Raw genomic sequence first — 23,886 nt, 5'->3', positions numbered from 1 at the left:
GCCCGGTAAGCGCAGCGCCACCGGGCGACCTACAGGCGGCGCAGGAGCCTCGCCGGGTTCCCGGCATAGACACCTTTCTCGACGATCGATTTCGTCACCACGCTTCCCGCCCCAATCACCGCGCCATCGCAGATGGAGACCGCCAGAATGGTGGCACCGCTGCCTATTGAGACATCATTCCCCACGGTAATGCGTCCCCAGCTGTTCCGGTCAGCGTTGGGTTTGCCTTCGCGGAACATATCGTTGGCAAACATCACCCCATGGCCAATAAAGCAGCGTTCGCCTACGGTGACGTACTCGCAAATGAAGGTGTGCGACTGAATTTTGCTGTCGTCGCCAATGTAGGTATTGCCCTGAATTTCAACAAACGGGCCGACGAACACGCCGTTGCCGAGCACGCAGTCATAGAGATTGGCGGGCTCGTAAAGGGTGACATTTTCACCGCAGGTTACGTTGCGAACCCCGGTAGGTTTACGTTCCATCGGTTACCTCCGTACATAAAACATAATTAAAAAATATAGATCCACGTCACATTTTTGCGTTATACAGGAACCTCGCCCTGGAGAATGAGGTGCTATATGACATCCCTGACTCGTCCGCGCGTTGAGTTTATCTCAACAGTCCTCCAGACCGTGCTGAACCTCGGTCTGTTGAGCCTTGGTCTGATACTGGTCGTCTTTTTGGGTAAAGAGACGGTGCATCTGGCGGATGTACTGTTCGCCCCCGAGCAAACCAGCAAATATGCGCTGGTGGAAGGACTGGTGGTCTACTTTCTCTACTTTGAATTTATCGCCCTGATTGTGAAGTATTTTCAGTCAGGCTTTCACTTCCCGCTACGTTATTTTGTCTACATTGGGATCACCGCGATAGTGCGGCTGATCATCGTCGATCATAAATCCCCCCTTGATGTGCTGATCTACTCCGCGGCGATCCTGCTGCTGGTGATCACCCTATGGCTGTGCAACTCGAAGCGGCTGAAGCGAGAATAAAAAAATGGCGCTCCGAAGAGCGCCTAACAACAGTCACAAGTTGGGTCAATACAATACGTCTAAAGTTGAGGGTTGCAGTGGCATAACAAAATGAAACTTAACCTTTCACACCGCCCGCCGTCAGGCCGTTGACCAGCCAGCGCTGCGCCAGCAGGAACACCACGGTAATCGGGATGGCGGAGAGTACGGCCGCCGCGGCAAAGTCGCCCCACAGGTAGTTTTGCGGGTTGAGGTATTGCTGCATACCGACGGCCAGGGTGTAGCTGTTTACATCGCGCAGCAGCAGCGACGCGACCGGCACTTCGGTGATGGCGGCGATAAACGACAGGATAAACACCACCGCCAGGATAGGTACCGACAGCGGCAGCAGAACCAGACGGAACGCCTGCCACGGGGTTGCGCCATCCAGCGCGGCCGCTTCTTCCAGCGAGCCATCGATGGTTTCGAAATAGCCTTTAATGGTCCACACGTGCAGCGCGATACCGCCAAGGTAAGCGAAAATTACGCCGCCGTGGGTGTTCAGACCGATAAACGGCACGTACTGGCCCAGGCGGTCAAACAGGGCATACAGCGCCACCAGCGACAGCACCGCCGGGAACATCTGGAAAATCAGCATCCCTTTCAGCAGCGTCGCTTTGCCAGGGAAACGCATACGGGCGAAGGCGTAAGCACAGGTCGTGGAGAGCGTCACGATGCCGATCGCGGTGATGGTCGCCACTTTGACCGAGTTCCACAGCCACAGCAGGACCGGGAACGGCGGCGGCGTAACGCGGCCATCCGCGTGTTCCACGCTGAAGCCCAGCGCGAGCTTCCAGTGCTCCCAGGAGATTTCGTCCGGGATCAGGCTCCCGGTGGCGAAGTTGCCCGAACGCAGGGAGATGGCGATAACCATCAGCAGCGGGAACATGATCGCTGCGATGAAAATCAGCAGGCCTAAGTGCGTCGCCAGGAGGCGCAGTTTCTGAGATTTGGGTTGTACCATAGCCATGATCGATGCCCTCCTTAGTCAAATTTCATACGTGTGGCTTTCAGGTTCACAATCGCCAGAGCGCCGACCAGCAGGAAGATCAGGGTGGCAATCGCCGCCGCCAGACCGAAGTCCTGACCGCCGCCGCCTTCGAAGGCGATACGGTAGGTGTAGCTCACGAGCAGGTCGGTATAGCCTGCCGGCGTGGTGGTGCCGAGACGGTCCGGACCACCGTTGGTCAACAGCTGAATCAGCACGAAGTTGTTAAAGTTAAAGGCGAAGCTGGCAATCATCAGCGGGGTCAGCGGCTTGATGAGCAGCGGCAGCGTAATCTTGAAGAAGTTCTGGAACGGACCCGCGCCGTCCATCGCCGAGGCTTCGTACAGGTCGTCCGGGATCGCCTTCAGCAGCCCCATGCACAGAATCATCATGTACGGATAACCCAGCCAGGTGTTCACGATGATAATCATCGAGCGGGCGGTGGTTGGGTCGCTGAACCAGGCCGGTTTGATACCGAACAGCGCGCTCAGCATCATGTTGATTTCGCCGAAGCTCTGGTTGAACAGCCCTTTGAAAATCAGAATCGAGATAAACGACGGTACGGCGTAGGGCAGGATCAGCAGCACGCGGTAAATCGCTTTGCCTTTCAGGGATTCCCACTGGACGAGGCAGGCCAGCACCATGCCCACGGCAACGGTCAGGATCACGGTCAGCACCGAGAAGACGACCGTCCAGACGAAGATGGCGAAGAACGGTTTCTGAATGCCTTCGTCAGTGAACACGCGGGTAAAGTTATCCCAGCCGATGGTCACCGTATAGCCCGGGCTGAGTTTGTCATCACCCCATTTGCCGTCGGCAGTAATGGACTGATAGAAACCAATGTCGTTATTCGGACGATATTTCACGCCGCTCTGGTTGTTGGTCAGCGTGCCGTCATCCGCCAGGGTATAGAGTGGCTGCGTGCCGGAGAACTGGCGCAGCGAGCTCATGGTCACTTTGCTTTCGTCTGGCAGCACGGCGGTGAGCTGGGTCAGCGCCTGACGGTTCTGGGTAATGACGCGCAGGTTGGCACGTTCACCTTCCGGCAGGGCCTGCGCCTCTTTTAAGGCCAGCTTCTGCTCGCCGCCAAATTTGAATGCGTCGGAGACATAGTATTTGCTGCTTGCTTCGTCAGTAAGCGCTAACTTCCATTCGTTACCGGCAGGATACAGGCCGAAGTTAAAGGTTTTGCCTGCCTGGTATGAGCGATCCAGCAGGACCTGCTGCGCGCGTTCCTGCGCAAGCTGGTTGGTGCTGCTGTAGTTGGTAAACGCAATGGCGATGGTACAGATCAGCGGGAAAAGGACAAACAGCCCCATCCCGGCGACGCCAGGATAAACATAGCGCCAGGCGTAGGCTTTACGGTTGGCGAAAATATACAGGCCAGCAGAGCTTAAAATCAGCGTCATGATGGCAAACAGATATTCCCCTTGTACGTACATTAAAACAACAAGGTAACCCACCAGCAGACACAGCAGACCGATCGCTGACCATTTCAGCGCGTCGCTTTGCCACCAGTGCTTCTTTTTAATGACATCCATGGGGTTCTTCCTCTACAACGTTTGATCTTTTCTCCCTCTCCTGGGGGAGAGGGCCGGGGTGAGGGCGTGCGGATAGCGACAACCCTCACCCTAACCCTCTCCCAGAGGGAGAGGGGACTACGGCATTACTTAGTAATACGACCCTGAGCATCCTTCAGCGCGGCATCAACAGTCTGACGACCGCTTGCGGCGTTGATGACGGCTGTACGCGTGGCGTACCAGAACGCGGCCATCTGTGGGATGTTCGGCATGATTTCGCCTTTCTGGGCGTTATCCATGGTCGCTGCGATGCGCGGGTCTTTCGCCAGCTGATCCTGGAAGGATTTCAGCGCAACGGCGCCCAGCGGTTTGTCCTTGTTCACTTCGTCCAGACCCTGATCGGTCAGCAGGTAGTTTTCCAGGAACTCTTTCGCCAGCTCTTTGTTCGGGCTGGCGGCGTTGATACCTGCGCTCAGCACGCCAACGAACGGTTTAGACGGCTTGCCGTTGAAGGTTGGCAGCAGCGTGACGCCGTAGTTGATTTTGCTCTTATCGATGTTGGTCCAGGCCCACGGACCGTTGATGGTCATCGCGGTTTCGCCTTTGTTGAACGCCGCTTCCGCGATGGAGTAATCGGTATCCGCGTTCATGTGTTTGTTCTTGATGAGGTCAACCAGGAAGGTCAGGCCTGCTTTCGCGCCAGCGTTGTCTACGCCCACGTCTTTCACGTCGTATTTGCCGTTTTCAAACTTGAACGCGTAACCGCCGTCGGCAGCAATCAGCGGCCAGGTGAAGTACGGTTCCTGCAGGTTGAACATCAGCGCAGATTTACCTTTCGCCTTCAGCTCTTTATCCAGTTTCGGGATCTCTTCCCAGGTCTTCGGCGGGTTTGGTACCAGGTCTTTGTTGTAAATCAGGGACAGGGCTTCAACCGCGATTGGGTAAGCAATCAGTTTGCCGTTATAGCGAACGGCATCCCAGGTGAATGGGAACAGTTTGTCCTGGAACGCTTTGTCCGGGGTGACTTCAGCCAGCAGACCAGACTGCGCGTAACCGCCGAAACGGTCATGTGCCCAGAAGATAATGTCCGGGCCATCGCCGGTTGCGGCAACCTGTGGGAATTTCTCTTCCAGCTTGTCCGGATGCTCTACGGTAACTTTGATACCGGTGTCTTTCTCGAATTTTTTGCCCACTTCGGCCAGGCCGTTATAGCCTTTGTCGCCGTTAATCCAGATAACCAGCTTGCCTTCTTCAATTTTGGCGAGCGCCGGTGCGGAAATCATCATTGCTGCAAGGGCGGACAATGCGAAAACGCGTGCGCCAGTCTTGATATTCATATCTGCCATCCTTTTGGTGATGTCTCGTGGTATGACTTCAGTGGTTCAACGTGACTCAGTCTCCTTATTTGACATCCTCTTTCCATCCTCCCAACCCCTACGCCCCACCCCCGGTTTGTGTGATCTCCGTTGCATAAATTTAAGTTATGAGTGCTGGCGCACATAAAAACACACCCAATTTTGCAGGCCGCTTCACGAATTTCGCCTCAGCCCGCCAGCGGCGGTCGCAGAGCCTGCTCTCTCATCCTCCCGCCTCCTCCCCCATAAAAAAGCCGGGGGGTGGAGGATTCAGGAAAGTAATGGATACCCCATAGTGAACTTATCTTGAATGTTTCTGTCGGTGACAGGTTGTAACGAAGGGAGAAGGGCATGGCGAGCGTACAGCTGCGTAATGTAACGAAAGCCTGGGGTGACGTTGTGGTGTCGAAAGACATCAATCTGGACATCAACGAAGGTGAATTCGTGGTGTTTGTTGGCCCATCAGGCTGTGGTAAATCTACTCTGCTGCGTATGATTGCCGGTCTTGAAACCATCACCAGCGGCGATTTGCTGATCGGTGATACCCGAATGAACGACATCCCACCTGCCGAACGTGGCGTCGGTATGGTGTTCCAGTCTTATGCACTCTATCCCCATCTTTCCGTTGCCGAGAACATGTCCTTTGGCCTGAAGCTGGCCGGCGCGAAAAAAGAGGTCATTAACCAGCGCGTCACGCAGGTGGCGGAAGTATTACAGCTGGCGCATCTGCTGGAGCGTAAACCAAAAGCGCTTTCCGGTGGACAGCGTCAGCGCGTGGCGATTGGTCGTACCCTGGTCGCCGAACCGCGCGTATTCCTGCTCGATGAACCGCTTTCCAACCTGGATGCCGCCCTGCGCGTCCAGATGCGCATTGAAATCTCCCGTCTGCACAAACGCCTTGGCCGCACGATGGTTTACGTCACCCACGATCAGGTCGAAGCGATGACCCTGGCGGACAAAATCGTGGTGCTGGATGCCGGTCGCGTGGCGCAGGTGGGTAAACCGCTGGAGCTGTATCACTACCCGGCAGACCGCTTTGTTGCGGGCTTCATTGGCTCGCCAAAGATGAACTTCCTGCCCGTCAAAGTGACCGCGACAGCCATTGAACAGGTACAGGTGGAGCTGCCAAACCGCCAGCAGGTCTGGCTGCCGGTCGACAGCGCCAACGTACAGGTCGGGGCAAACATGTCCCTGGGTATTCGTCCTGAACATTTACTCCCGAGCCACATCGCCGATGTGACCCTGGAAGGTGACGTTCAGGTCGTCGAACAGCTTGGTCACGAAACACAGATTCATATCCAGATCCCCGCCATCCGTCAGAACCTGGTCTACCGCCAGAATGACGTGGTGTTGGTAGAAGAGGGTGCCAAATTCGCTATCGGCTTGCCGCCAGAGCGCTGCCATCTGTTCCGTGAGGATGGCACTGCATGTCGTCGGTTGCACAAAGAGCCAGGCGTTTAAGCAATCCCAAAAGAAGACACGAAACCGACAGGTGAAGTGTTCAAAGAAAAGCAATGATCTCAGGAGATAGAATGATGATTACTCTGCGCAAACAAGTCCCTCTGGCAATCGCCGTTGCGGCAGGCATCCTGTCTGCCCAGGCAGGCGCCGTGGACTTTAAAGGTTATGCTCGTTCCGGCATTGGCTGGACCGGGAGTGGCGGTGAACAACAATGTTTCCAGGCAACAGGTGCACAAAGTAAATACCGTCTCGGTAACGAATGTGAGACCTATGCTGAACTGAAACTGGGTCAGGAAGTGTGGAAAGAGGGCGATAAGAGCTTCTACTTCGACACCAACGTCGCGTATTCCGTTTCTCAGCAGAACGACTGGGAATCCACCAGCCCGGCCTTCCGTGAAGCAAACGTGCAGGGTAAAAACCTGATTGAATGGCTGCCAGGCTCCACCATCTGGGCCGGTAAGCGCTTCTATCAGCGTCATGACGTTCACATGATCGACTTCTACTACTGGGATATCTCTGGTCCTGGTGCGGGTATCGAAAACATCGACCTGGGCTTCGGTAAGCTCTCTCTGGCCGCAACCCGTTCTTCTGAGTCCGGCGGTTCTGCGACCTTCGCCGACCGTGATGCGAATGGCGACCGCGTTTATGACAACGTTGTGCCAAACGATGTCTTCGACGTCCGTTTAGCCGGTCTGGAAACCAACCCGGGCGGTACGCTGGAGCTGGGTGTTGACTACGGTCACACCAACATTCCCGACGATTACTACCTGCAGCCTGGCGCGTCTAAAGATGGCTGGCTGTTCACCGCTGAACACACCCAGAGCATGATGAAGGGCTTCAACAAGTTCGTTCTGCAGTACGGTACGGACTCTATGACTTCTAACGGCAAAGGCATCCCTCAAGGTGGTAGCGTTGATAACGACGGTTCCATGTGGCGCGTGCTGGACCACGGTGCAATCACCCTGGCAGACCGTTGGGACCTGATGTATGTCGGTATGTACCAGAACATCGATCGTGACAACAACAACGGTACCGAGTGGTGGACCGTGGGTGTTCGTCCAATGTTCAAATGGACGCCGATCATGAGCACCCTGCTGGAAGTTGGCTACGACAACGTCAAATCTCAGAAAACTGACGAGAAAAACAGCCAGTACAAAATTACCCTGGCACAACAGTGGCAGGCAGGCGACAGCATCTGGTCTCGTCCGGCTATCCGTGTCTTCGCAACTTACGCGAAGTGGGATGAGAAATGGGGCTATGCGAACAACAGTGACACCGGCTACACCTCTGGCGTGGCATACAGTGACACTTCCGCGAAAACCTTCAGCCGCGGCGATGACGACGAGTGGACCTTCGGTGCCCAGATGGAAATCTGGTGGTAATTCGTTAGACCTGACGTAATGACCTAAAAGAGGGGCGCATGCCCCTCTATCCTTAGGGTGCTGCGCGCTATTGCCTGGCCACCGCAGTGCTCACGCTATCAGAGGTAATAACAATGAAAATGAAGAAAAGTCTCGTCGCGCTGTGCCTCTCTGCGGGGCTGATGGCCTGTGTTCCGGCGATCTCCTTTGCAGACGTGAATTTCGTACCACAGAATACCAGCGCTGCGCCGGCTATCCCGGCGGCGGCGCTCCAGCAGCTGACCTGGACGCCAGTTGATCAATCCAAAACGCAGTCGACACAGCTTTCTACGGGCGGCCAGCAGCTGAACGTGCCGGGAATCACCGGGCCGGTTGCCGCCTACAGCGTACCGGCCAACATTGGTGAACTGACCCTGACGTTAACCAGCGAAGTGGACAAGCAGACAAGCGTCTTTGCGCCGAACGTGTTGATTCTGGACCAAAACCTGACGCCTTCGGCTTTCTTCCCGAGCAGCTACTTTAGCTATCAGGAGCCTGGCGTGATGAGTGCAGACCGTCTGCAAGGCGTGATGCGCCTGACGCCAGCCCTGGGACAGCAAAAGATTTACGTGCTGGTCTTCACCACAGAGAAAGATTTGCAACAGACCACCAAACTGGTTGACCCGGCGAAAGCCTACGCCAAAGGCACCGGCAACTCTGTTCCGGATATTCCGGACCCGCTTGCCCGTCATACCACTGATGGCCTGGTCAAACTGAAAGTCTCCACTAACAGCGCCTCCAGCGTACTCGTTGGCCCACTGTTTGGCTCGTCTGGCCCAGGCCCGGTGACCGTGGGGAATACCGCTGCACCTGCCTATGCCGCGCCAGCTGCCACGGCAGCCGCACCGGTAGCGACCGCAGCGCCGGCCCCGGCGAAGAAAGCTGAGCCGGTACTGAACGACACCGAAGATTACTTCAACAACGCCATTAAGCAGGCGGTGAAGCGCGGCGATGTCGATAAAGCGCTGAAACTGCTTGATGAAGCCGAACGTTTAGGTTCAACCACTGCCCGTTCCACCTTTATCAGCAGTGTAAAAGGCAAGGGGTAACCGTTTCCCCGCAGTGCTGATTTGTTAGTCGTTTGGTGCGCCTGAGTGGGCGCACTTTTTTTCGTCCCGGCCAGGTTGTTGCGACCCTGTTGCAATAGCGATCGTTAAATAACGTTTGGCCCCCCTCAATCCGCGATTCTGCGATACAATGCCATTACGTTATGTATCGGAGAGTCTGGCATGTCACACCCCGCGCTAACGCAACTGCGTGCGCTGCGCTATTTCGACCAAATACCTGCGCTTGATCCGCAGCAGCTTGACTGGCTGTTGCTGGAAGATTCCATGACGAAACGTTTTGAGCAGCAGGGTAAAACGGTTACGGTGACCCTGATTCAGGAAGGGTTTGTCTCCGGCGATGAGATCGCCAGCGAGCTGCCGCTGCTGCCGCAGGAGCCACGCTACTGGCTGCGTGAAATTTTACTCTGTGCTGACGGTGAGCCGTGGCTTGCCGGTCGGACGGTGGTGCCTGAGTCTACTCTTTCCGGACCCGAGCTGGCGCTGCAGCGTCTGGGGAAAACGCCGCTGGGGCGTTACCTCTTCACCTCGTCTGAGCTTACCCGGGATTTTATTGAAATTGGTCGTGATGCCGAACTGTGGGGGCGTCGTTCCCGCCTTCGCCTGAGCGGTAAGCCGTTAATTCTGACGGAGCTTTTTTTACCGGCATCGCCGTTGTACTAAGAGGAAGAAAAAATGGAGTGGAGCCTGACGCAGAGTAAGCTGTTGGCTTATCACCGCTTAATGCGCACCGATAAACCTATTGGCGCGCTACTGTTGCTATGGCCGACCCTGTGGGCGCTGTGGGTCGCAACGCCGGGCGTGCCGCCGCTGTGGATCCTCGGCGTGTTTGTTGCCGGCGTCTGGCTGATGCGCGCGGCGGGCTGCGTGGTCAATGACTATGCCGACCGCAAATTCGACGGCCATGTCAAACGGACTGCCGGTCGTCCGTTGCCCAGCGGGCAGGTCACCGGAAAAGAAGCCCGCGTGCTGTTCATCGTTCTGGTGCTGCTCTCCTTCCTGCTGGTGTTAACCCTGAACACCATGACCATTCTGCTTTCCGTGGCAGCGCTGGCGCTGGCCTGGGTTTATCCGTTTATGAAGCGCTACACCCATCTGCCGCAGGTCGTGCTGGGCGCGGCGTTTGGCTGGTCGATTCCGATGGCATTTGCCGCGGTCAGCGAGTCGTTACCGCTCAGCTGCTGGCTGATGTTCCTGGCGAACATTCTCTGGGCCGTGGCCTACGACACCCAGTACGCGATGGTTGACCGCGACGACGACCTGAAGATTGGCATCAAATCAACCGCCATCCTCTTTGGCCGTCAGGACAAGCTGATTATCGGTATCCTGCAGGTCGCTGTACTGGCCTTGATGGTCGCGATCGGTCGCCTGAACGGGCTGAACTGGGAGTTTTACTGGTCAGTGCTGGTGGCAGGGCTGCTGTTTGCTTATCAGCAGAAGCTGATCGCTAAGCGTGAACGTGACGCCTGTTTTAAAGCGTTTATGAACAATAACTACGTTGGCCTGGTGCTGTTTTTAGGCCTGGCGATGGGCTATTTCTTATAAAAAAGTCGGGTGGCGGCTTCGCCTTACCCGACCTACGCGTTAGCAGAACATATAGGCCCGGTAAGCGTTAGCGCCACCGGGCTTTTTTTTACCGGCGACGCAGCAGCCGAAGCGCGTTCGCCGTGACCAGCACCGTTGCCCCTGTATCTGCCAGCACTGCCAGCCACAGCCCGGTCATGCCCAGCAGCGTGGTCACCAGGAAAATCCCCTTCAGCCCCAGCGCGATGCCGATGTTCTGCCGGATATTGGCCCGCGTCGCGCGCGCAAGCGCGATGGTCTGCGCCAGCCCCGTCAGACGGTTATGCGTTAATGCCGCGTCGGCGGTCTCCAGCGCCACGTCGGTACCGCTGCCCATGGCGATGCCAATGGTGGATGCCTTCATCGCTGGCGCATCGTTAATCCCGTCGCCGACCATCGCCAGCGGGGCGTGCTGATTCAATTCCGTCACCGCGCTGACCTTGTCCGCAGGCAACAATCCGGCTTTAAATTCGAGCCCCAGTTCGCCGGCAATGGCCGCCGCCGCGCGAGGGTTATCGCCGGTCAAAATCACACCCTGCACACCCAGCTGATGCAGCGCCGCTACGGCCTCTTTTGCATCCTCACGCAGGGTATCGCGCAGCGCCAGAATGCCTTTCATGACGCCGTCCTGCATGACGGCAACGACCGTCTGCCCGGCCTTCTCTAACGCCTCGACCTGTGGATCGGCGGCGTGGCCCGCCGCGACAATCAGCACGTTTTTGCCTTCAACGCTGGCCTCAATCCCTGACCCTACCAGCGCTCGCTGCGCCGTCGCCGCCGGGATCGCTAACCCTCTCGCCTGCGCTTCACGCACGATCGCCTGCGCCAGCGGGTGGGTTGACCCCTGTTCGACGGCAGCGGCCAGCGTCAGCAGTTCGTTTTCACCGATATCCTGCGGATAAATGCCGGTCACCTGCGGCTTGCCGACGGTCAACGTGCCGGTTTTATCGAAGGCGATTTGCTGGACCTGACTCAGCTGCTCCAGCGCCGCGCCGCCCTTAATCAGCGCGCCGCGACGTGCCGCTGCCGCCAGCCCGGACGTAATGGCCGCCGGGGTGGAGATGACCAGCGCGCACGGGCAGCCAATCAGCAGCAGCGTCAGCCCTTTATAAATCCAGCCCTCCCACGGCGCGCCAAAGAACAGCGGTGGCACAACGGTAACCAGCAGGGCAACCAGCATAATGGCGGGCGTGTAGATCCGACTGAAGCGGTCAATAAAGCGTTCAACAGGCGCGCGGCGTTCTTCGGCCTCTTCAATCAGCTTCAGGATGCGGTCAATGGCGCTGTCGCCCGGCTCGGACAGGACCTTAAGCTGCACCAGACGGTCGACGCTGGTGGCACCTGCAGGCACTTTTTCGCCCACTGTGCGTTCCACCGGAATGGATTCCCCGGTGAGGGCGCTTTCGTCAAAGCTTGCCGTGGCGGTGAGCAGCTCACCGTCCGCGGGCAGACGCCCCCCTGCGGACACTTCAATCACGTCGCCCGGGCGGAGCGTGCTGATGGCGACCGTTTCACGCGTGCCGTTTACCACGCGCGTGGCGGTTTCCGGTTTCAGGGCCATTAACGCGCTGACCCCTTTACGCGCGCGGCTGGCAGCCCAGCCCTCAAGGCGCTCACCGATTAAGAACAGCAGCAGCACCATCGCCGCTTCTGCCGTTGCGCCAATAAACAACGCGCCGATGGCAGCCACGCTCATCAGCGTTTCGATGGCAAACCAGCTGCCGCTTTTCATCAGACGCAGCGCCTGACGGGCAATCGGGAACAGCCCGACCAGGGTGGTGGCGATAAACGCCAGGTTGCCGAACGGGTGGTTAAACTGTTCCAGCCCCCAGCTCAGGGCCATCATGACGATGAGTGTGATAAGCGGCAGATTTTCTTGCAGGGATGACGTTTTTTCCGCGGGCGCGGTTTCGCTACGCAGGCTGTAGCCCGCCTTGCTCACCGCGGCTTCCACCTGTTTGCTGACGTCGCTATCGGCGCTGACCAGCAGCTTTTCGGTGGCGAACAGCACCTGAACGTGGTTGATGCCCGGCACCTGTTTTACCGCATTTTCAACTTTACGGGCGCAGGCCGCGCAGTCCATACCGTTGACTACCCAGCTGTAGCGGCTGCCGCTTTCAGGAAGCGGTTGAGTTTGCGTTTCGCACGCGCCTTCGCAGCAGCAGTCGTCTTTGGACGGAACCGGGCTGAGCTTAAGTGCCGAGAATTGAGGAACTTTTTTTGGTGTTTCTGGAGTCGACATGGCAGTCTCCGGTTAATGATAATTTTCTCATTAACTGAAGCATACACTCTGGAGTCGACTCCAGAGTCAAGCGTTATTTAGATATACAGCGAACGCACAATCAGGAAGTGCCCGGCGAAGTAACAGGCCGCGGCGATCGCGTTATCCGCCCGGAAACGGCGGCGATAGTGGCTGCCCAGCCACACGACATTCCCGATCAGCAGCAGCGCTGCACCGAAGAATGCGGACATCGCCGGGGCCGTTGGGCGGAAGAACCACAGTTCACCTGCCAGCCAGACCATCACCAGCGTCATGGCAATAAACGTGCAGACCGGCAACCGCATCTCTTCCAGACGTGACCAGATCACCGCAATCAGCAGGGCGCCAATCACCAGCAGCACCAGCGGCAGCGGCCAGAAGAACGAGAGCGTCATCTGGCTGGCGAAGTAGATCGTGTACAGCAGATGCGACAGGAAAAATGCCCCTACGGCATACAGCAGACGCTGGCGCGGCAGCAGGGTCAGGGCATCGCCAATCAGAGATGCGCACAGCCCGGCGAGGACCAGGTAGCTTACGGCGTTAAACATCGGCGCTTGCCAGGCAAGCAGCAGGAGCAGCAACAGCGTGACGGGTTTAAACAGCCAGCGCTGCCAGGTGGGACCGCGGTACGACGCATCGACGTAAAGCCATGCGGAAAAACAGACAGCGATAAATGACCAAAGCATATTAACTCCCTGTATCTGTTAAGTCTGAATAATCAGTTTCTGATCCAGTGTAGTGACGCGAGCGGGCGTTTGGCAATGGCGGGGAAGGCAAGGTATCCTGATTTCCGCATAATCTTATGGGATTTTAGAATGAGCAAGATGCCGCTGTTTTTCATTATCGTGGTGGCGATTATCGTCATTGCCGCTTCGTTCCGTTTCGTGCAGCAGCGCCGCGAGAAGGCGGATAACGATGCCGCGCCGCTGATGCAAAAGCGCGTAGTGGTGACGAACAAACGTGAGAAACCGCTCAACGACCGCCGATCGCGCCAGCAGCAGGTGACGCCTGCGGGCACAGCAATGCGCTATGAAGCGAGCTTTAAGCCGGAAACGGGCGGCCTGGAGATGACCTTCCGCCTGGAGGCGCAGCAGTACCATCAGCTGACGGTGGGGGAGAAAGGAACGCTGAGCTACAAAGGGTCGCGATTTGAAGGGTTCAGGGCGGAATAATGCGCGATCGATCCCCTCTCCCTGTGGGAGAGGGTTAGGGTGAGGGCATCAGCCCGCACCTTACTTCTTCACCTGCGCCTTAAACTTCTTCATCCAGACCAGCAGTTCAAACACGCCGAAAATAAAGACGCGAAGCTGCTGCCAGCCCGTCATCTGCGGGCCGTCTTTAGGCAGGCCGTTTTTCAGCATCACCATCTGCAGGGCATGCATGAACGACGTGAAAATCAGCGCGACGTTAACAAAAATATTCATCGGGCGCGGGAACGGGTGCACCAGGTTAAGAATTAAAAACGCCCAGACGCCCAGCATCAACAAACGTCCCAGATTAATCAGTACCGGCATCGGATTCTCCTTGAGCCTGACGGTGATACAGACGATAAGCGACCTGGCCTGCGACTTTTTCGCGGTGCAGATCCCAGTGAGCGGGAACCGGCGGCAGACCGTTTTCCACTTCGCTTTCAACGTAAATCAATGCGTCATCCGCCAGCCAGCCATTCTGCTCAAGCAGGGAAAGCGTCTCTTCCAGCAGACCCTTGCGGAACGGCGGATCGACAAACACCACGTTATGCGGCGTGCCTTTCTGCGCTAGAAAACTCAGCGTGTTGGTGTTCACGACTTTCGCGTTGCCCGCCTTCAGCGTCGCCAGATTTTGCTGCAGCGTCTGCGCAACGCCGCGCTCCATCTCCAGCAGCGTGGCGCTGGCGGCATAGCGCGACAGCGCTTCCAGCCCGAGCGCGCCGCTTCCGGCGAAGCAGTCCAGGCAGTGGGCGTCTACCATTGACGGGGCCAGCCAGTTAAACAGCGTCTCGCGCACGCGGTCGGTAGTAGGGCGTAAACCGGGGCTATCCGGCACCGGTAATTTCCGGCCTCGCCACTGACCGCCGATAATACGAATTTGACCGGCCGGGGCGCGGTTGGGTTTCTTCATCTCAGGAAAGCTCTGTTAACAATTGGCCTGCGATTGCGGGCGGTGATGTCAATTAAGTAAAGTGTTAGACTATTTCATCATTTTTTTAGCTTCCATGTATATAGCGCCGCGAGGAGTGTAGTCGCAGATGGCAAAACAAAAAAAACGTGGCTTCTTTTCCTGGCTGGGCTTCGGTGAAAAAGAGCAAGAAACAGAACAGAAAACCGAAGAGCAACAAGCCGTTGAAGAGCAGTCGCAGCCTGAAACGCCTGTAGAAACCGCCGCGGTTGTCGAAGCGGAAGAAACGGCGCACAGCAAAGAAGAGATTGAAACCTTTGCTGAAGAGGTGGTTGAGATCACTGAACAGGTTCAGGAGAGCGAGAAGCCAGAACCGGTTGTGGTTGAAGAGATCCCCGAAGCGCCGCAGGCCGTTATCGAACGTGAAGAGCTGCCGCTGCCGGAAGAGGTGAACGCCGAAGCGGTTTCTGCCGAAGAGTGGCAGGCCGAAGCGGAAACCGTCGAAATCGTTGAGGCGGTGGAAGAAGAGGCCGCGCTTGAGCCAGAGCTGACCGACGAAGAGCTGGAAGCCCAGGCGCTGGCGGCGGAAGCGGCTGAAGAAGCGGTTATCGTCGTGCCGGTGGAAGAGCCAGAGCAGACCGAAGAAGAGATCGTTCAGGAACAGGAAAAACCGACCAAAGAAGGTTTCTTCGCCCGCCTGAAGCGCAGCCTGCTTAAAACCAAAGAAAACTTAGGTTCCGGATTTATCAGTCTTTTCCGCGGCAAGAAGATCGACGACGATCTGTTTGAAGAGCTGGAAGAGCAGCTGCTGATTGCGGACGTTGGGGTGGAAACCACCCGTAAGATCATCGCCAACCTGACCGAAGGGGCGAGCCGCAAGCAGCTGCGCGACGCCGAGGCGCTGTACGGTCTGCTGAAAGACGAGATGGGCGAAATTCTCGCAAAAGTTGACGAACCGCTTAATATTGAAGGCAAAACGCCATTTGTTATTCTGATGGTCGGCGTGAACGGCGTGGGTAAAACCACCACCATCGGCAAGCTGGCGCGTCAGTTCGAGCAGCAGGGCAAATCGGTGATGCTGGCGGCGGGCGATACCTTCCGCGCGGCGGCGGTTGAGCAGCTCCAGGTATGGGGCCAGCGCAACAACATTCCGGTGATTGCCCAGCATACCGGCGCGGATTCCGCTTCCGTAATCTTCGACGCCATCCAGGCGGCGAAGGCGCGCAACGTGGACGTGCTGATTGCCGATACCGCAGGGCGTTTGCAGAACAAATCGCACCTGATGGAAGAGTTGAAGAAAATCGTTCGCGTCATGAAGAAGCTGGACGAAGACGCGCCGCATGAAATTATGCTGACCATTGATGCCAGCACCGGACAGAACGCCATCAGCCAGGCGAAGCTGTTCAATGAAGCGGTAGGACTGACGGGGATCGCGCTGACCAAACTGGACGGCACCGCGAAAGGCGGGGTGATCTTCTCCGTGGCCGACCAGTTCGGCATTCCTATCCGTTACATCGGTGTGGGCGAGCGTATTGAGGATTTACGTCCGTTTAAAGCGGACGACTTTATTGAGGCATTATTTGCCCGAGAGGACTAACAATGATTCGCTTTGAACACGTCAGCAAGGCCTATCTCGGTGGGAGACAAGCGCTGCAGGGGGTGACATTTCACCTGCAGCCGGGCGAGATGGCATTCCTGACCGGCCATTCCGGCGCGGGGAAAAGTACCCTGCTCAAGCTTATCTGTGGGATTGAGCGGCCAAGCGCCGGGAAAATCTTTTTCGGCGGCCATGAGATCAGCCGCCTGAAAAACCGCGAAGTGCCGTTCCTGCGTCGTCAGATCGGCATGATTTTCCAGGACCACCACCTGCTGATGGATCGCACCGTTTTCGATAACGTGGCCATTCCGCTGATTATTGCCGGTGCCAGCTATGATGATATCCGCCGCCGCGTCTCTGCGGCGCTGGATAAGGTCGGGCTGCTGGACAAAGCGAAGAACTTCCCGATCCAGCTCTCCGGCGGTGAACAGCAGCGCGTGGGCATTGCCCGTGCGGTGGTGAATAAACCTGCGGTGCTGCTGGCGGATGAACCGACCGGTAACCTGGACGATGCCCTGTCAGAAGGGATTTTGCGTCTGTTTGAGGAATTTAACCGCGTGGGGGTCACCGTACTGATGGCGACGCACGACATCGGGCTCATTTCCCGTCGTTCGTACCGCATGCTGACCCTGAGCGACGGTCATTTGCACGGAGGCCACGGTGAATAAGCGTGATGCAATAAACCAGATTCGGCAGTTCGGGAACCGGTTTGACCGCTTCCGTAAGCCGCAGGGCGGTGGTGACGGCAATCGTAATGCGCCGAAGCGCCAGAAGGCTGCGCCAAAGCCGGCCTCCCGCAAAACCAACGTGTTTAACGAGCAGGTGCGCTACGCGTTCCACGGCGCCCTGCAGGACCTGAAAAGCAAACCGCTTGCGACGTTCCTGACGGTGATGGTGATTGCCATCTCCCTTACGCTGCCAAGCGTCTGCTATATGGTCTATAAAAACGTCAACCAGGCGGCCTCGCAGTATTATCCGTCCCCGCAGATCACGGTCTATCTGGATAAAGCGCTCGACGATAACGCCGCGGCGCAGGTGGTCGGGCAAATTCAGGCCGAGCAGGGCGTGGAGAAGGTTAATTATCTCTCACGTGAAGACGCGCTGGGCGAGTTCCGTAACTGGTCAGGCTTTGGCGGTGCGCTGGATATGCTCGAAGAGAACCCGCTGCCCGCCGTGGCGGTGGTGATCCCGAAGCTGGATTTCCAGGGGACCGATTCGCTTAACACCCTGCGCGATCGCATCACACGCATTAAAGGCATTGATGAAGTGCGCATGGATGACAGCTGGTTCGCACGCCTTGCTGCCCTGACCGGGCTGGTCGGACGCGTCGCGGCAATGATTGGCGTGCTGATGGTGGCGGCGGTCTTCCTCGTGATCGGTAACAGCGTGCGCCTGAGCATCTTCGCCCGTCGCGATACCATCAACGTGCAGAAGCTGATTGGTGCGACGGATGGCTTCATCCTCCGACCGTTCCTCTACGGCGGTGCACTGCTCGGTTTTTCCGGCGCATTTCTTTCACTGATATTGTCAGAAATTTTGGTGATGCGGCTTTCGTCGGCCGTGACTGAAGTGGCTCAGGTTTTCGGAACGAAGTTTGATATCAGCGGCTTAGGGTTCGATGAGTGCCTGTTACTGCTGCTGGTTTGCTCAATGATTGGGTGGGTGGCAGCCTGGCTGGCAACCGTTCAACATTTACGTCACTTTACTCCCGACTAATAAAAGCGTGATATAATCTTTCCCTGCACCGAGATGTTCGCTCTGCAGGGAAAGCGTCCCTGTTGTCTCTTCCCCTGTTATCATCTCCATGTCACAATTTGTGCGTAATTTATTCACCGTTGCACCTGGAACTTGTGGATAAAATCACTGTCTGATAAAAGAGTGAATGCTAATCTCGTTGCTCAAACGCTTTGGCATGGTTGTTGCCTGACGGGGACAGCCTGGACCAGAAGAAACATTGAGAGGAATGAATGACCAAAGAAATGCAAACTTTAGCTTTAGCCCCTGTTGGTAACCTGGAATCTTACATCCGGGCTGCGAACACCTGGCCGATGTTGACGGCCGAGGAAGAAAAGGAGCTTGCTGAAAAGCTGCATTACCAGGGCGATCTGGAAGCAGCTAAGACGCTGATCCTGTCTCACCTGCGCTTTGTTGTTCACGTTGCTCGCAACTACTCGGGCTACGGCCTGCCGCAGGCGGACTTGATTCAGGAAGGTAACATCGGCCTGATGAAGGCTGTACGTCGCTTTAACCCGGAAGTGGGTGTGCGACTGGTCTCTTTCGCCGTGCACTGGATCAAAGCAGAAATTCATGAATACGTGCTGCGTAACTGGCGTATTGTGAAAGTTGCCACGACAAAAGCGCAACGCAAACTGTTCTTCAACCTGCGTAAAACCAAGCAGCGTCTGGGCTGGTTCAATCAGGATGAAGTCGAAATGGTGGCGCGCGAGCTGGGCGTATCCAGCAAAGACGTTCGTGAGATGGAATCCCGTATGGCCGCGCAGGACATGACCTTTGACATGTCTTCCGACGACGACGCATCCGACAGCCAGCCGATGGCCCCGGTCCTGTACCTGCAGGATAAGACTTCTAACTTTGCCGACGGCATTGAAGAAGATAACTGGGAAGACCAGGCGGCGAACAAGCTGACCTTTGCGATGGAAGGCCTCGACGAACGTAGCCAGGACATCATTCGTGCCCGCTGGCTGGACGAAGATAACAAGTCCACGCTGCAGGAGCTGGCCGACCGCTACGGCGTTTCTGCGGAACGTGTCCGTCAGCTTGAAAAGAACGCCATGAAGAAACTTCGCGCCGCTATCGAAGCGTAATTTCCGCGAAGTCGCCGATAACCCTCGAATGCAAATTCGGGGGTTTTTGTTTTTTTTATCTCCCGCTCTGGCGAATTCACTCCCCCTGGCAAACACTTACAGATGCGCTAAGCAGGTGAATTTCTCAGGGGGACAGGGTGAAAAATAACGAACTGCACGACCGGCGTTTACAGGCGACGCCGCGCGGCATCGGCGTGATGTGTAACTTCTATGCCGATAAAGCCGAAAACGCCACGGTGTGGGACGTCGAGGGAAACGAGTACATCGACTTCGCCGCGGGGATCGCGGTGCTGAATACCGGCCATCGCCATCCAAAAGTCATTTCCGCTATCGAAAAACAACTCCACGCTTTTACCCATACGGCCTACCAGATTGTGCCGTACGAAGGCTATGTGTCGCTTGCGGAACGCCTCAACGCACGCGTGCCAATTGACGGCCCGGCGAAAACGGCGTTCTTCTCTACGGGCGCTGAGGCGGTCGAGAACGCCGTAAAAATTGCCCGCGCCTTTACCAAACGTCCTGGCCTTATCACCTTCGGCGGCGCGTTCCACGGCCGCACCTTTATGACCATGGCGCTGACCGGCAAAGTCGCGCCGTACAAGCTTGGCTTCGGCCCCTTCCCCGGCTCGGTGTATCACGCCCAGTATCCGAATGAACTGCACGGCGTCAGCACGGCGGATGCGCTAAAGAGCCTGGAGCGCATCTTTAAGGCGGATATTGCACCTGACCAGGTCGCGGCGATTATTCTCGAACCGGTTCAAGGGGAAGGCGGTTTCAACATTGCCCCTGCTGATTTTATGCAGGCGCTGCGCGCCCTGTGCGATACCCACGGTATTTTGCTGATTGCCGACGAAGTGCAAAGCGGCTTCGCCCGCACCGGCAAGCTGTTCTCGATGGAGAACCACTGCGTGAAGCCCGATCTCATCACCATGGCGAAAAGCCTGGCGGGCGGAATGCCGCTCTCTGCTGTGTCGGGCCGCGCTGAGGTGATGGACGCCCCTGCACCGGGCGGGCTGGGCGGTACCTACGCGGGGAACCCGCTGGCGATTGCGGCGGCGCATGCCGTGCTGGACGTGATTGATGAAGAGGATCTCTGCACGCGCTCGGCGCACCTTGGGCATCACCTGGTGGAAGTGCTGAACAAAGCGAAGGAACACTGCCCGTATATCGCCGATATTCGCGCGCAGGGCTCCATGGTGGCGGTGGAGTTTAACGACCCGCAAACGGGGCATCCTTCGCCGGAATTTACCCGCCAGGTGCAGGAGCGCGCGTTGCAGGAAGGTTTGCTGCTGCTGAGCTGCGGCGTCTACGGCAACGTTATTCGTTTCCTCTATCCGCTGACTATCCCCGAAGCGCAGTTCCGTAAGGCGCTGGACATTATCTCCGCGTCGCTGACACGTTAAAGCCACACGCCCGGCGGAAATTCCTGCCGGGCTTATCATATATTCATTTCAAATTAGCTATTCCAAAATAATAAAAATCGGGTATGTTTTAGCAGAGTATGCTGAAAAAGCGCGAACAGCACACCTATAACTGAAATAAAGCGCTGCACAACAACATCACAACAATCGTAATAACCATAATAATGGGGAATCTCAGGATGAACATGAAGGGTAAAGCGTTACTGGCAGGATGTATCGCGTTGGCATTCAGCACCATGGCACAGGCAGACATCAAAGTGGCTGTTGTTGGCGCAATGTCCGGTCCGGTAGCGCAGTACGGCGACCAGGAGTTTACCGGCGCAGAACAGGCGGTTGCAGACATTAATGCTAAGGGCGGTATCAAAGGCGAAAAACTGCAGATCGTAAAATATGATGATGCCTGTGACCCAAAACAAGCGGTCGCGGTCGCGAACAAAGTGGTGAACGACGGGATCAAATACGTTATCGGTCACCTGTGCTCTTCCTCTACTCAGCCAGCGTCTGACATCTACGAAGACGAAGGCATTCTGATGATCACCCCGGCCGCGACCGCACCGGAGCTGACCGCGCGCGGCTATAAGCTGACCCTGCGCACCACCGGCCTGGACTCTGACCAGGGCCCAACCGCGGCTAAATACATTGTTGAAAAAGTGAAGCCGAAGCGCATTGCCATCGTTCACGACAAGCAGCAGTACGGTGAAGGTCTGGCGCGTTCGGTGCAGGACAACCTCAAAAAAGCGAAGGCTGATATCGTGTTCTTCGACGGGATCACCGCCGGTGAGAAAGACTTCTCCACGCTGGTGGCGCGTCTGAAGAAAGAGAATATTGATTTCGTTTACTACGGTGGCTACCACCCGGAAATGGGCCAGATCCTGCGCCAGGCGCGTGCTGCCGGTCTGAAAACCCAGTTCATGGGGCCGGAAGGCGTGGCGAACGTCTCTCTGTCTAACATCGCGGGTGAATCTGCGGAAGGCCTGCTGGTAACCAAGCCGAAGAACTACGACCAGGTGCCTGCGAACAAACCTATCGTAGATGCCATCAAGGCGAAGAAACAGGATCCAAGCGGCGCGTTCGTCTGGACGACCTACGCTGCGCTGCAGTCTCTGCAGGCGGGTCTGAACCAGTCAGCCGATCCGGCTGAGATTGCCACCTGGCTGAAAGCGAATACCGTCGAGACCGTCATGGGGCCACTCTCCTGGGACGCGAAGGGCGACCTGAAGGGCTTCGAGTTCGGCGTGTTTGACTGGCATGCGAACGGTACTGCTACTGACGCCAAATAAAAGCAAAAGGCAACGTAAGTTGCCTTTTTTATGTTTTCTCCCTCTCCCCGTGGGAGAGGGCCGGGGTGAGGGCATCAGGCCGCACAGATCAGGCAGCACACGTCAACTCTGGCGCTTCTCCCACCCGCTCTCCTGCGCCGTAAACCCTAACGCCTGCATAAACGCCGCCATCACGCCGCGGTCTTCCACGCCCACGTCTGCCATCCACCAGGAGGTCACGCTCGGGTTTTCACGGATCACTTCTTCAATTAAATACTGTCCCACGCCGCGCCGACGGGTGACGTCACGCACGCGCAGTGAGTCCAGCGCTCCTTCTGTACCGCTCAGGGTCACGCGAACCGCTGCCAGCAGGCGCTCGTTAAAACGTGCGGCATAAATACGGTGGGTCTCATCAACGCGCAGCGACGAAGGGGAATATTCCGGCCAGATTTTGCCCAGGTCGATATGATCCTGGTCGCTAAAGGTCACCAGACGCACGATAGTCAGTTTCATTAGCTACTTGTCCAAATCAAATTGAGTAAGGGCAGTGTACTCAATTTATCCACTCAGCGGCTTCCTCTTTTTATTCCCATTCGCCAGGTGATTAGTTTTTTGGCAACGCAATGGGCAGTTTGAAAACACATGGATCGAAAAATAAGCAGAATTTTAACCTGAGTGGTAGTGATTTATTCGGCGCTTTGTACCGTTATTTTATGCTGCAAACTGCACTTTTATTTGTTTATCTCTGCCTGATTTCAGAATATTATCTTTGCTTAATAGCCTGAAAAATAGAGATTTTAGTCTGGTTTTTGATAAAAAACTGCGCTAAACCATTAAAGGCACTGGTAAAAATAGCGTTGTTCATTAAAAGTACAGAATGCTTTTTAACCATAATAAAACAAAATATAAACACGACATCACGAATGGGGATTCAGAGATGAAAAGGAACGCGAAGACGTTAATCGCGGGGATGGTCGCACTGTCGATCTCGCATGCCGCTATGGCGGAGGACATTAAAGTTGCGGTAGTGGGTGCAATGTCAGGCCCTGTTGCCCAGTGGGGGGACATGGAGTTCAACGGCGCGCGCCAGGCCATCAAAGACATCAATGCCAAAGGCGGCATCAAAGGCGACAAGCTGGTGGGCGTGGAATATGACGACGCCTGCGATCCTAAACAGGCCGTCGCGGTCGCCAACAAAATCGTTAACGATGGCATCCAATACGTAATCGGCCACCTGTGCTCATCCTCCACCCAGCCCGCGTCTGATATCTACGAAGACGAAGGCATTCTGATGATCACTCCGGGCGCCACCAACCCGGAGCTGACCCAGCGCGGCTACCAGCACATTATGCGTACCGCTGGTCTGGACTCCTCCCAGGGGCCAACCGCGGCGAAATACATCCTCGAGACGGTTAAACCGCAGCGCATTGCCATCATTCATGACAAACAGCAGTACGGCGAAGGCCTGGCGCGCTCCGTTCAGGACGGCCTGAAAAAAGGCGGCGCGAACATCGTCTTCTTCGACGGCATTACCGCCGGCGAGAAAGACTTCTCCGCACTGATCGCCCGTCTGCAAAAAGAGAACATCGACTTCGTTTATTACGGTGGCTACTACCCGGAAATGGGGCAGATGCTGCGCCAGGCACGCGCGACCGGTCTGAAAACCCAGTTTATGGGGCCAGAGGGCGTTGGCAACGCCTCCCTGTCAAACATCGCCGGGGATTCTGCCGAAGGCATGCTGGTGACGATGCCAAAACGCTATGACCAGGATCCGGCCAACAAGGCTATCGTTGATGCGCTCAAGGCGCAGAAGAAAGATCCGAGCGGTCCTTACGTCTGGATCACCTACGCGGCCGTGCAGTCTCTGGCCACCGCGCTGGACCGTACCGGCAGCAAAGAACCGCTGGATCTGGTGAAAGATTTAAAAGCACACGGGGCGAACACCGTGATTGGGCCGCTGAACTGGGATGAGAAAGGCGATCTGAAGGGATTTGAGTTTGGTGTCTTTAAGTGGCACGCCGACGGTTCATCCTCGGCCGCCAAATAATTATCCCACCGCCCGGACTGAC

At 56.5% G+C, this 23,886-nt stretch carries 23 protein-coding genes; 14 read left to right on the top strand and 9 right to left on the bottom strand.

Annotation, left to right across the window (positions count from 1 at the left end):
* Window positions 1-29 precede the first annotated feature (29 nt).
* Window positions 30-482: an acyltransferase gene (locus tag ABR39_RS02490; protein ID WP_047345628.1), complete on the bottom strand. Its 453-nt coding sequence runs from the start codon at window positions 480-482 to the stop codon at window positions 30-32.
* 96 nt (window positions 483-578) lie between these two features.
* On the opposite strand from ABR39_RS02490, the gene psiE reads away from it, so the two are divergent.
* Window positions 579-989: a phosphate-starvation-inducible protein PsiE gene (gene psiE / locus ABR39_RS02485; RefSeq protein WP_021242727.1), complete on the top strand. Its 411-nt coding sequence runs from the start codon at window positions 579-581 to the stop codon at window positions 987-989.
* Between the two features lie 97 nt (window positions 990-1,086).
* Here psiE and malG read toward each other — a convergent pair whose 3' ends face one another.
* From malG to malE, 3 genes are all read right to left on the bottom strand, one after another.
* Window positions 1,087-1,977, bottom strand: a complete 891-nt coding sequence (malG, locus tag ABR39_RS02480) for a maltose ABC transporter permease MalG (protein WP_003860332.1) — start codon at window positions 1,975-1,977, stop codon at window positions 1,087-1,089.
* Window positions 1,978-1,991: 14 nt separating this feature from the next.
* Window positions 1,992-3,536 carry a maltose ABC transporter permease MalF gene (gene malF, locus ABR39_RS02475; protein WP_047345627.1) on the bottom strand — a complete coding sequence of 515 codons (1,545 nt, stop codon included), beginning with the start codon at window positions 3,534-3,536 and terminating at the stop codon, window positions 1,992-1,994.
* A gap of 125 nt (window positions 3,537-3,661) precedes the next feature.
* Window positions 3,662-4,852 carry a maltose/maltodextrin ABC transporter substrate-binding protein MalE gene (malE, locus tag ABR39_RS02470; protein ID WP_047345626.1) on the bottom strand — a complete coding sequence of 397 codons (1,191 nt, stop codon included), beginning with the start codon at window positions 4,850-4,852 and terminating at the stop codon, window positions 3,662-3,664.
* A gap of 369 nt (window positions 4,853-5,221) precedes the next feature.
* Between malE and malK the strand changes: the two genes are divergently transcribed.
* The 5 genes from malK to ubiA all read left to right on the top strand — a co-directional run bounded on the left by malK (window position 5,222) and on the right by ubiA (window position 10,340).
* On the top strand, window positions 5,222-6,331 hold the full coding sequence (gene malK / locus ABR39_RS02465) for a maltose/maltodextrin ABC transporter ATP-binding protein MalK (protein WP_047345625.1): 1,110 nt from the start codon (window positions 5,222-5,224) through the stop codon (window positions 6,329-6,331).
* Between the two features lie 71 nt (window positions 6,332-6,402).
* Window positions 6,403-7,713 carry a maltoporin gene (locus ABR39_RS02460; RefSeq protein WP_047345624.1) on the top strand — a complete coding sequence of 437 codons (1,311 nt, stop codon included), beginning with the start codon at window positions 6,403-6,405 and terminating at the stop codon, window positions 7,711-7,713.
* 113 nt (window positions 7,714-7,826) lie between these two features.
* A complete protein-coding gene (gene malM, locus ABR39_RS02455) occupies window positions 7,827-8,780 on the top strand; it encodes a maltose operon protein MalM (protein ID WP_047345623.1) in 954 nt (317 codons plus the stop codon).
* A gap of 180 nt (window positions 8,781-8,960) precedes the next feature.
* Window positions 8,961-9,458 (top strand): chorismate lyase, encoded by a 498-nt coding sequence (gene ubiC, locus ABR39_RS02450; protein ID WP_023334136.1) that lies wholly within the window; start codon window positions 8,961-8,963, stop codon window positions 9,456-9,458.
* A gap of 12 nt (window positions 9,459-9,470) precedes the next feature.
* Window positions 9,471-10,340: a 4-hydroxybenzoate octaprenyltransferase gene (ubiA, locus tag ABR39_RS02445; protein WP_047345622.1), complete on the top strand. Its 870-nt coding sequence runs from the start codon at window positions 9,471-9,473 to the stop codon at window positions 10,338-10,340.
* A gap of 88 nt (window positions 10,341-10,428) precedes the next feature.
* Here the strand turns inward: ubiA and zntA are convergent, their stop codons facing one another.
* Window positions 10,429-12,600, bottom strand: a complete 2,172-nt coding sequence (zntA, locus tag ABR39_RS02440; RefSeq protein ID WP_047345621.1) for a Zn(II)/Cd(II)/Pb(II) translocating P-type ATPase ZntA — start codon at window positions 12,598-12,600, stop codon at window positions 10,429-10,431.
* 77 nt (window positions 12,601-12,677) lie between these two features.
* A complete protein-coding gene (locus tag ABR39_RS02435; RefSeq protein WP_024906687.1) occupies window positions 12,678-13,304 on the bottom strand; it encodes a lysoplasmalogenase in 627 nt (208 codons plus the stop codon).
* Window positions 13,305-13,433: 129 nt separating this feature from the next.
* Between ABR39_RS02435 and ABR39_RS02430 the strand changes: the two genes are divergently transcribed.
* Complete coding sequence (locus tag ABR39_RS02430) at window positions 13,434-13,790, top strand: DUF2500 domain-containing protein (RefSeq protein ID WP_047345620.1); 357 nt, start codon at window positions 13,434-13,436, stop codon at window positions 13,788-13,790.
* A gap of 60 nt (window positions 13,791-13,850) precedes the next feature.
* Here the strand turns inward: ABR39_RS02430 and ABR39_RS02425 are convergent, their stop codons facing one another.
* Both ABR39_RS02425 and rsmD read right to left on the bottom strand, forming a co-directional pair.
* A complete protein-coding gene (locus ABR39_RS02425) occupies window positions 13,851-14,132 on the bottom strand; it encodes a DUF1145 family protein (RefSeq protein ID WP_010436509.1) in 282 nt (93 codons plus the stop codon).
* The gene (rsmD, locus tag ABR39_RS02420) at window positions 14,116-14,718 is read right to left on the bottom strand and encodes a 16S rRNA (guanine(966)-N(2))-methyltransferase (RefSeq protein ID WP_047345619.1); all 603 of its coding nucleotides are present in this window, start codon (window positions 14,716-14,718) and stop codon (window positions 14,116-14,118) included. Before rsmD ends, ABR39_RS02425 begins: the two co-directional genes overlap by 17 nt.
* A gap of 127 nt (window positions 14,719-14,845) precedes the next feature.
* Between rsmD and ftsY the strand changes: the two genes are divergently transcribed.
* The 6 genes from ftsY to livJ all read left to right on the top strand — a co-directional run bounded on the left by ftsY (window position 14,846) and on the right by livJ (window position 21,838).
* Window positions 14,846-16,312 carry a signal recognition particle-docking protein FtsY gene (ftsY, locus tag ABR39_RS02415; RefSeq protein WP_047345618.1) on the top strand — a complete coding sequence of 489 codons (1,467 nt, stop codon included), beginning with the start codon at window positions 14,846-14,848 and terminating at the stop codon, window positions 16,310-16,312.
* Between the two features lie 2 nt (window positions 16,313-16,314).
* Window positions 16,315-16,980 (top strand): cell division ATP-binding protein FtsE, encoded by a 666-nt coding sequence (gene ftsE / locus ABR39_RS02410; protein ID WP_025758973.1) that lies wholly within the window; start codon window positions 16,315-16,317, stop codon window positions 16,978-16,980.
* A complete protein-coding gene (gene ftsX / locus ABR39_RS02405) occupies window positions 16,973-18,028 on the top strand; it encodes a permease-like cell division protein FtsX (RefSeq protein ID WP_023326488.1) in 1,056 nt (351 codons plus the stop codon). The genes ftsE and ftsX overlap by 8 nt, the downstream gene beginning before the upstream one ends.
* Window positions 18,029-18,279: 251 nt before the next feature.
* Window positions 18,280-19,137 (top strand): RNA polymerase sigma factor RpoH, encoded by an 858-nt coding sequence (rpoH, locus tag ABR39_RS02400; RefSeq protein ID WP_010436497.1) that lies wholly within the window; start codon window positions 18,280-18,282, stop codon window positions 19,135-19,137.
* 137 nt (window positions 19,138-19,274) lie between these two features.
* A complete protein-coding gene (locus ABR39_RS02395) occupies window positions 19,275-20,540 on the top strand; it encodes a 4-aminobutyrate--2-oxoglutarate transaminase (RefSeq protein ID WP_047345617.1) in 1,266 nt (421 codons plus the stop codon).
* A 197-nt stretch (window positions 20,541-20,737) separates the two neighbouring features.
* A complete protein-coding gene (livJ, locus tag ABR39_RS02390; RefSeq protein ID WP_072250764.1) occupies window positions 20,738-21,838 on the top strand; it encodes a branched chain amino acid ABC transporter substrate-binding protein LivJ in 1,101 nt (366 codons plus the stop codon).
* 102 nt (window positions 21,839-21,940) lie between these two features.
* Here the strand turns inward: livJ and panM are convergent, their stop codons facing one another.
* Window positions 21,941-22,330 carry an aspartate 1-decarboxylase autocleavage activator PanM gene (gene panM / locus ABR39_RS02385; RefSeq protein WP_047345615.1) on the bottom strand — a complete coding sequence of 130 codons (390 nt, stop codon included), beginning with the start codon at window positions 22,328-22,330 and terminating at the stop codon, window positions 21,941-21,943.
* A gap of 424 nt (window positions 22,331-22,754) precedes the next feature.
* Between panM and livK the strand changes: the two genes are divergently transcribed.
* Entirely contained in the window at window positions 22,755-23,864 is a 1,110-nt protein-coding gene (livK, locus tag ABR39_RS02380; RefSeq protein ID WP_008500098.1) for a high-affinity branched-chain amino acid ABC transporter substrate-binding protein LivK, read from the top strand.
* Window positions 23,865-23,886 lie beyond the last annotated feature (22 nt).

Origin of the sequence: Enterobacter genomosp. O (assembly GCF_001022965.1) — a bacterium.
GTDB lineage: Bacteria > Pseudomonadota > Gammaproteobacteria > Enterobacterales > Enterobacteriaceae > Enterobacter > Enterobacter cloacae_L.
Note: the sequence above shows the minus strand (reverse complement) of the source record. Positions and strands in the feature narration are given on the sequence as shown.

Excerpts from the sequence above, each read along its gene's own strand:
- ABR39_RS02490 (WP_047345628.1), bottom strand. The coding sequence starts at position 482 with ATGGAACGTAAACCTACCGGGGTTCGCAACGTAACCTGCGGTGAAAAT.
- psiE (WP_021242727.1), top strand. The coding sequence starts at position 579 with ATGACATCCCTGACTCGTCCGCGCGTTGAGTTTATCTCAACAGTCCTC.
- malG (WP_003860332.1), bottom strand. The coding sequence starts at position 1,977 with ATGGCTATGGTACAACCCAAATCTCAGAAACTGCGCCTCCTGGCGACG.
- malF (WP_047345627.1), bottom strand. The coding sequence starts at position 3,536 with ATGGATGTCATTAAAAAGAAGCACTGGTGGCAAAGCGACGCGCTGAAA.
- malE (WP_047345626.1), bottom strand. The coding sequence starts at position 4,852 with ATGAATATCAAGACTGGCGCACGCGTTTTCGCATTGTCCGCCCTTGCA.
- malK (WP_047345625.1), top strand. The coding sequence starts at position 5,222 with ATGGCGAGCGTACAGCTGCGTAATGTAACGAAAGCCTGGGGTGACGTT.
- ABR39_RS02460 (WP_047345624.1), top strand. The coding sequence starts at position 6,403 with ATGATGATTACTCTGCGCAAACAAGTCCCTCTGGCAATCGCCGTTGCG.
- malM (WP_047345623.1), top strand. The coding sequence starts at position 7,827 with ATGAAAATGAAGAAAAGTCTCGTCGCGCTGTGCCTCTCTGCGGGGCTG.
- ubiC (WP_023334136.1), top strand. The coding sequence starts at position 8,961 with ATGTCACACCCCGCGCTAACGCAACTGCGTGCGCTGCGCTATTTCGAC.
- ubiA (WP_047345622.1), top strand. The coding sequence starts at position 9,471 with ATGGAGTGGAGCCTGACGCAGAGTAAGCTGTTGGCTTATCACCGCTTA.
- zntA (WP_047345621.1), bottom strand. The coding sequence starts at position 12,600 with ATGTCGACTCCAGAAACACCAAAAAAAGTTCCTCAATTCTCGGCACTT.
- ABR39_RS02435 (WP_024906687.1), bottom strand. The coding sequence starts at position 13,304 with ATGCTTTGGTCATTTATCGCTGTCTGTTTTTCCGCATGGCTTTACGTC.
- ABR39_RS02430 (WP_047345620.1), top strand. The coding sequence starts at position 13,434 with ATGAGCAAGATGCCGCTGTTTTTCATTATCGTGGTGGCGATTATCGTC.
- ABR39_RS02425 (WP_010436509.1), bottom strand. The coding sequence starts at position 14,132 with ATGCCGGTACTGATTAATCTGGGACGTTTGTTGATGCTGGGCGTCTGG.
- rsmD (WP_047345619.1), bottom strand. The coding sequence starts at position 14,718 with ATGAAGAAACCCAACCGCGCCCCGGCCGGTCAAATTCGTATTATCGGC.
- ftsY (WP_047345618.1), top strand. The coding sequence starts at position 14,846 with ATGGCAAAACAAAAAAAACGTGGCTTCTTTTCCTGGCTGGGCTTCGGT.
- ftsE (WP_025758973.1), top strand. The coding sequence starts at position 16,315 with ATGATTCGCTTTGAACACGTCAGCAAGGCCTATCTCGGTGGGAGACAA.
- rpoH (WP_010436497.1), top strand. The coding sequence starts at position 18,280 with ATGACCAAAGAAATGCAAACTTTAGCTTTAGCCCCTGTTGGTAACCTG.
- livJ (WP_072250764.1), top strand. The coding sequence starts at position 20,738 with ATGAACATGAAGGGTAAAGCGTTACTGGCAGGATGTATCGCGTTGGCA.
- panM (WP_047345615.1), bottom strand. The coding sequence starts at position 22,330 with ATGAAACTGACTATCGTGCGTCTGGTGACCTTTAGCGACCAGGATCAT.
- livK (WP_008500098.1), top strand. The coding sequence starts at position 22,755 with ATGAAAAGGAACGCGAAGACGTTAATCGCGGGGATGGTCGCACTGTCG.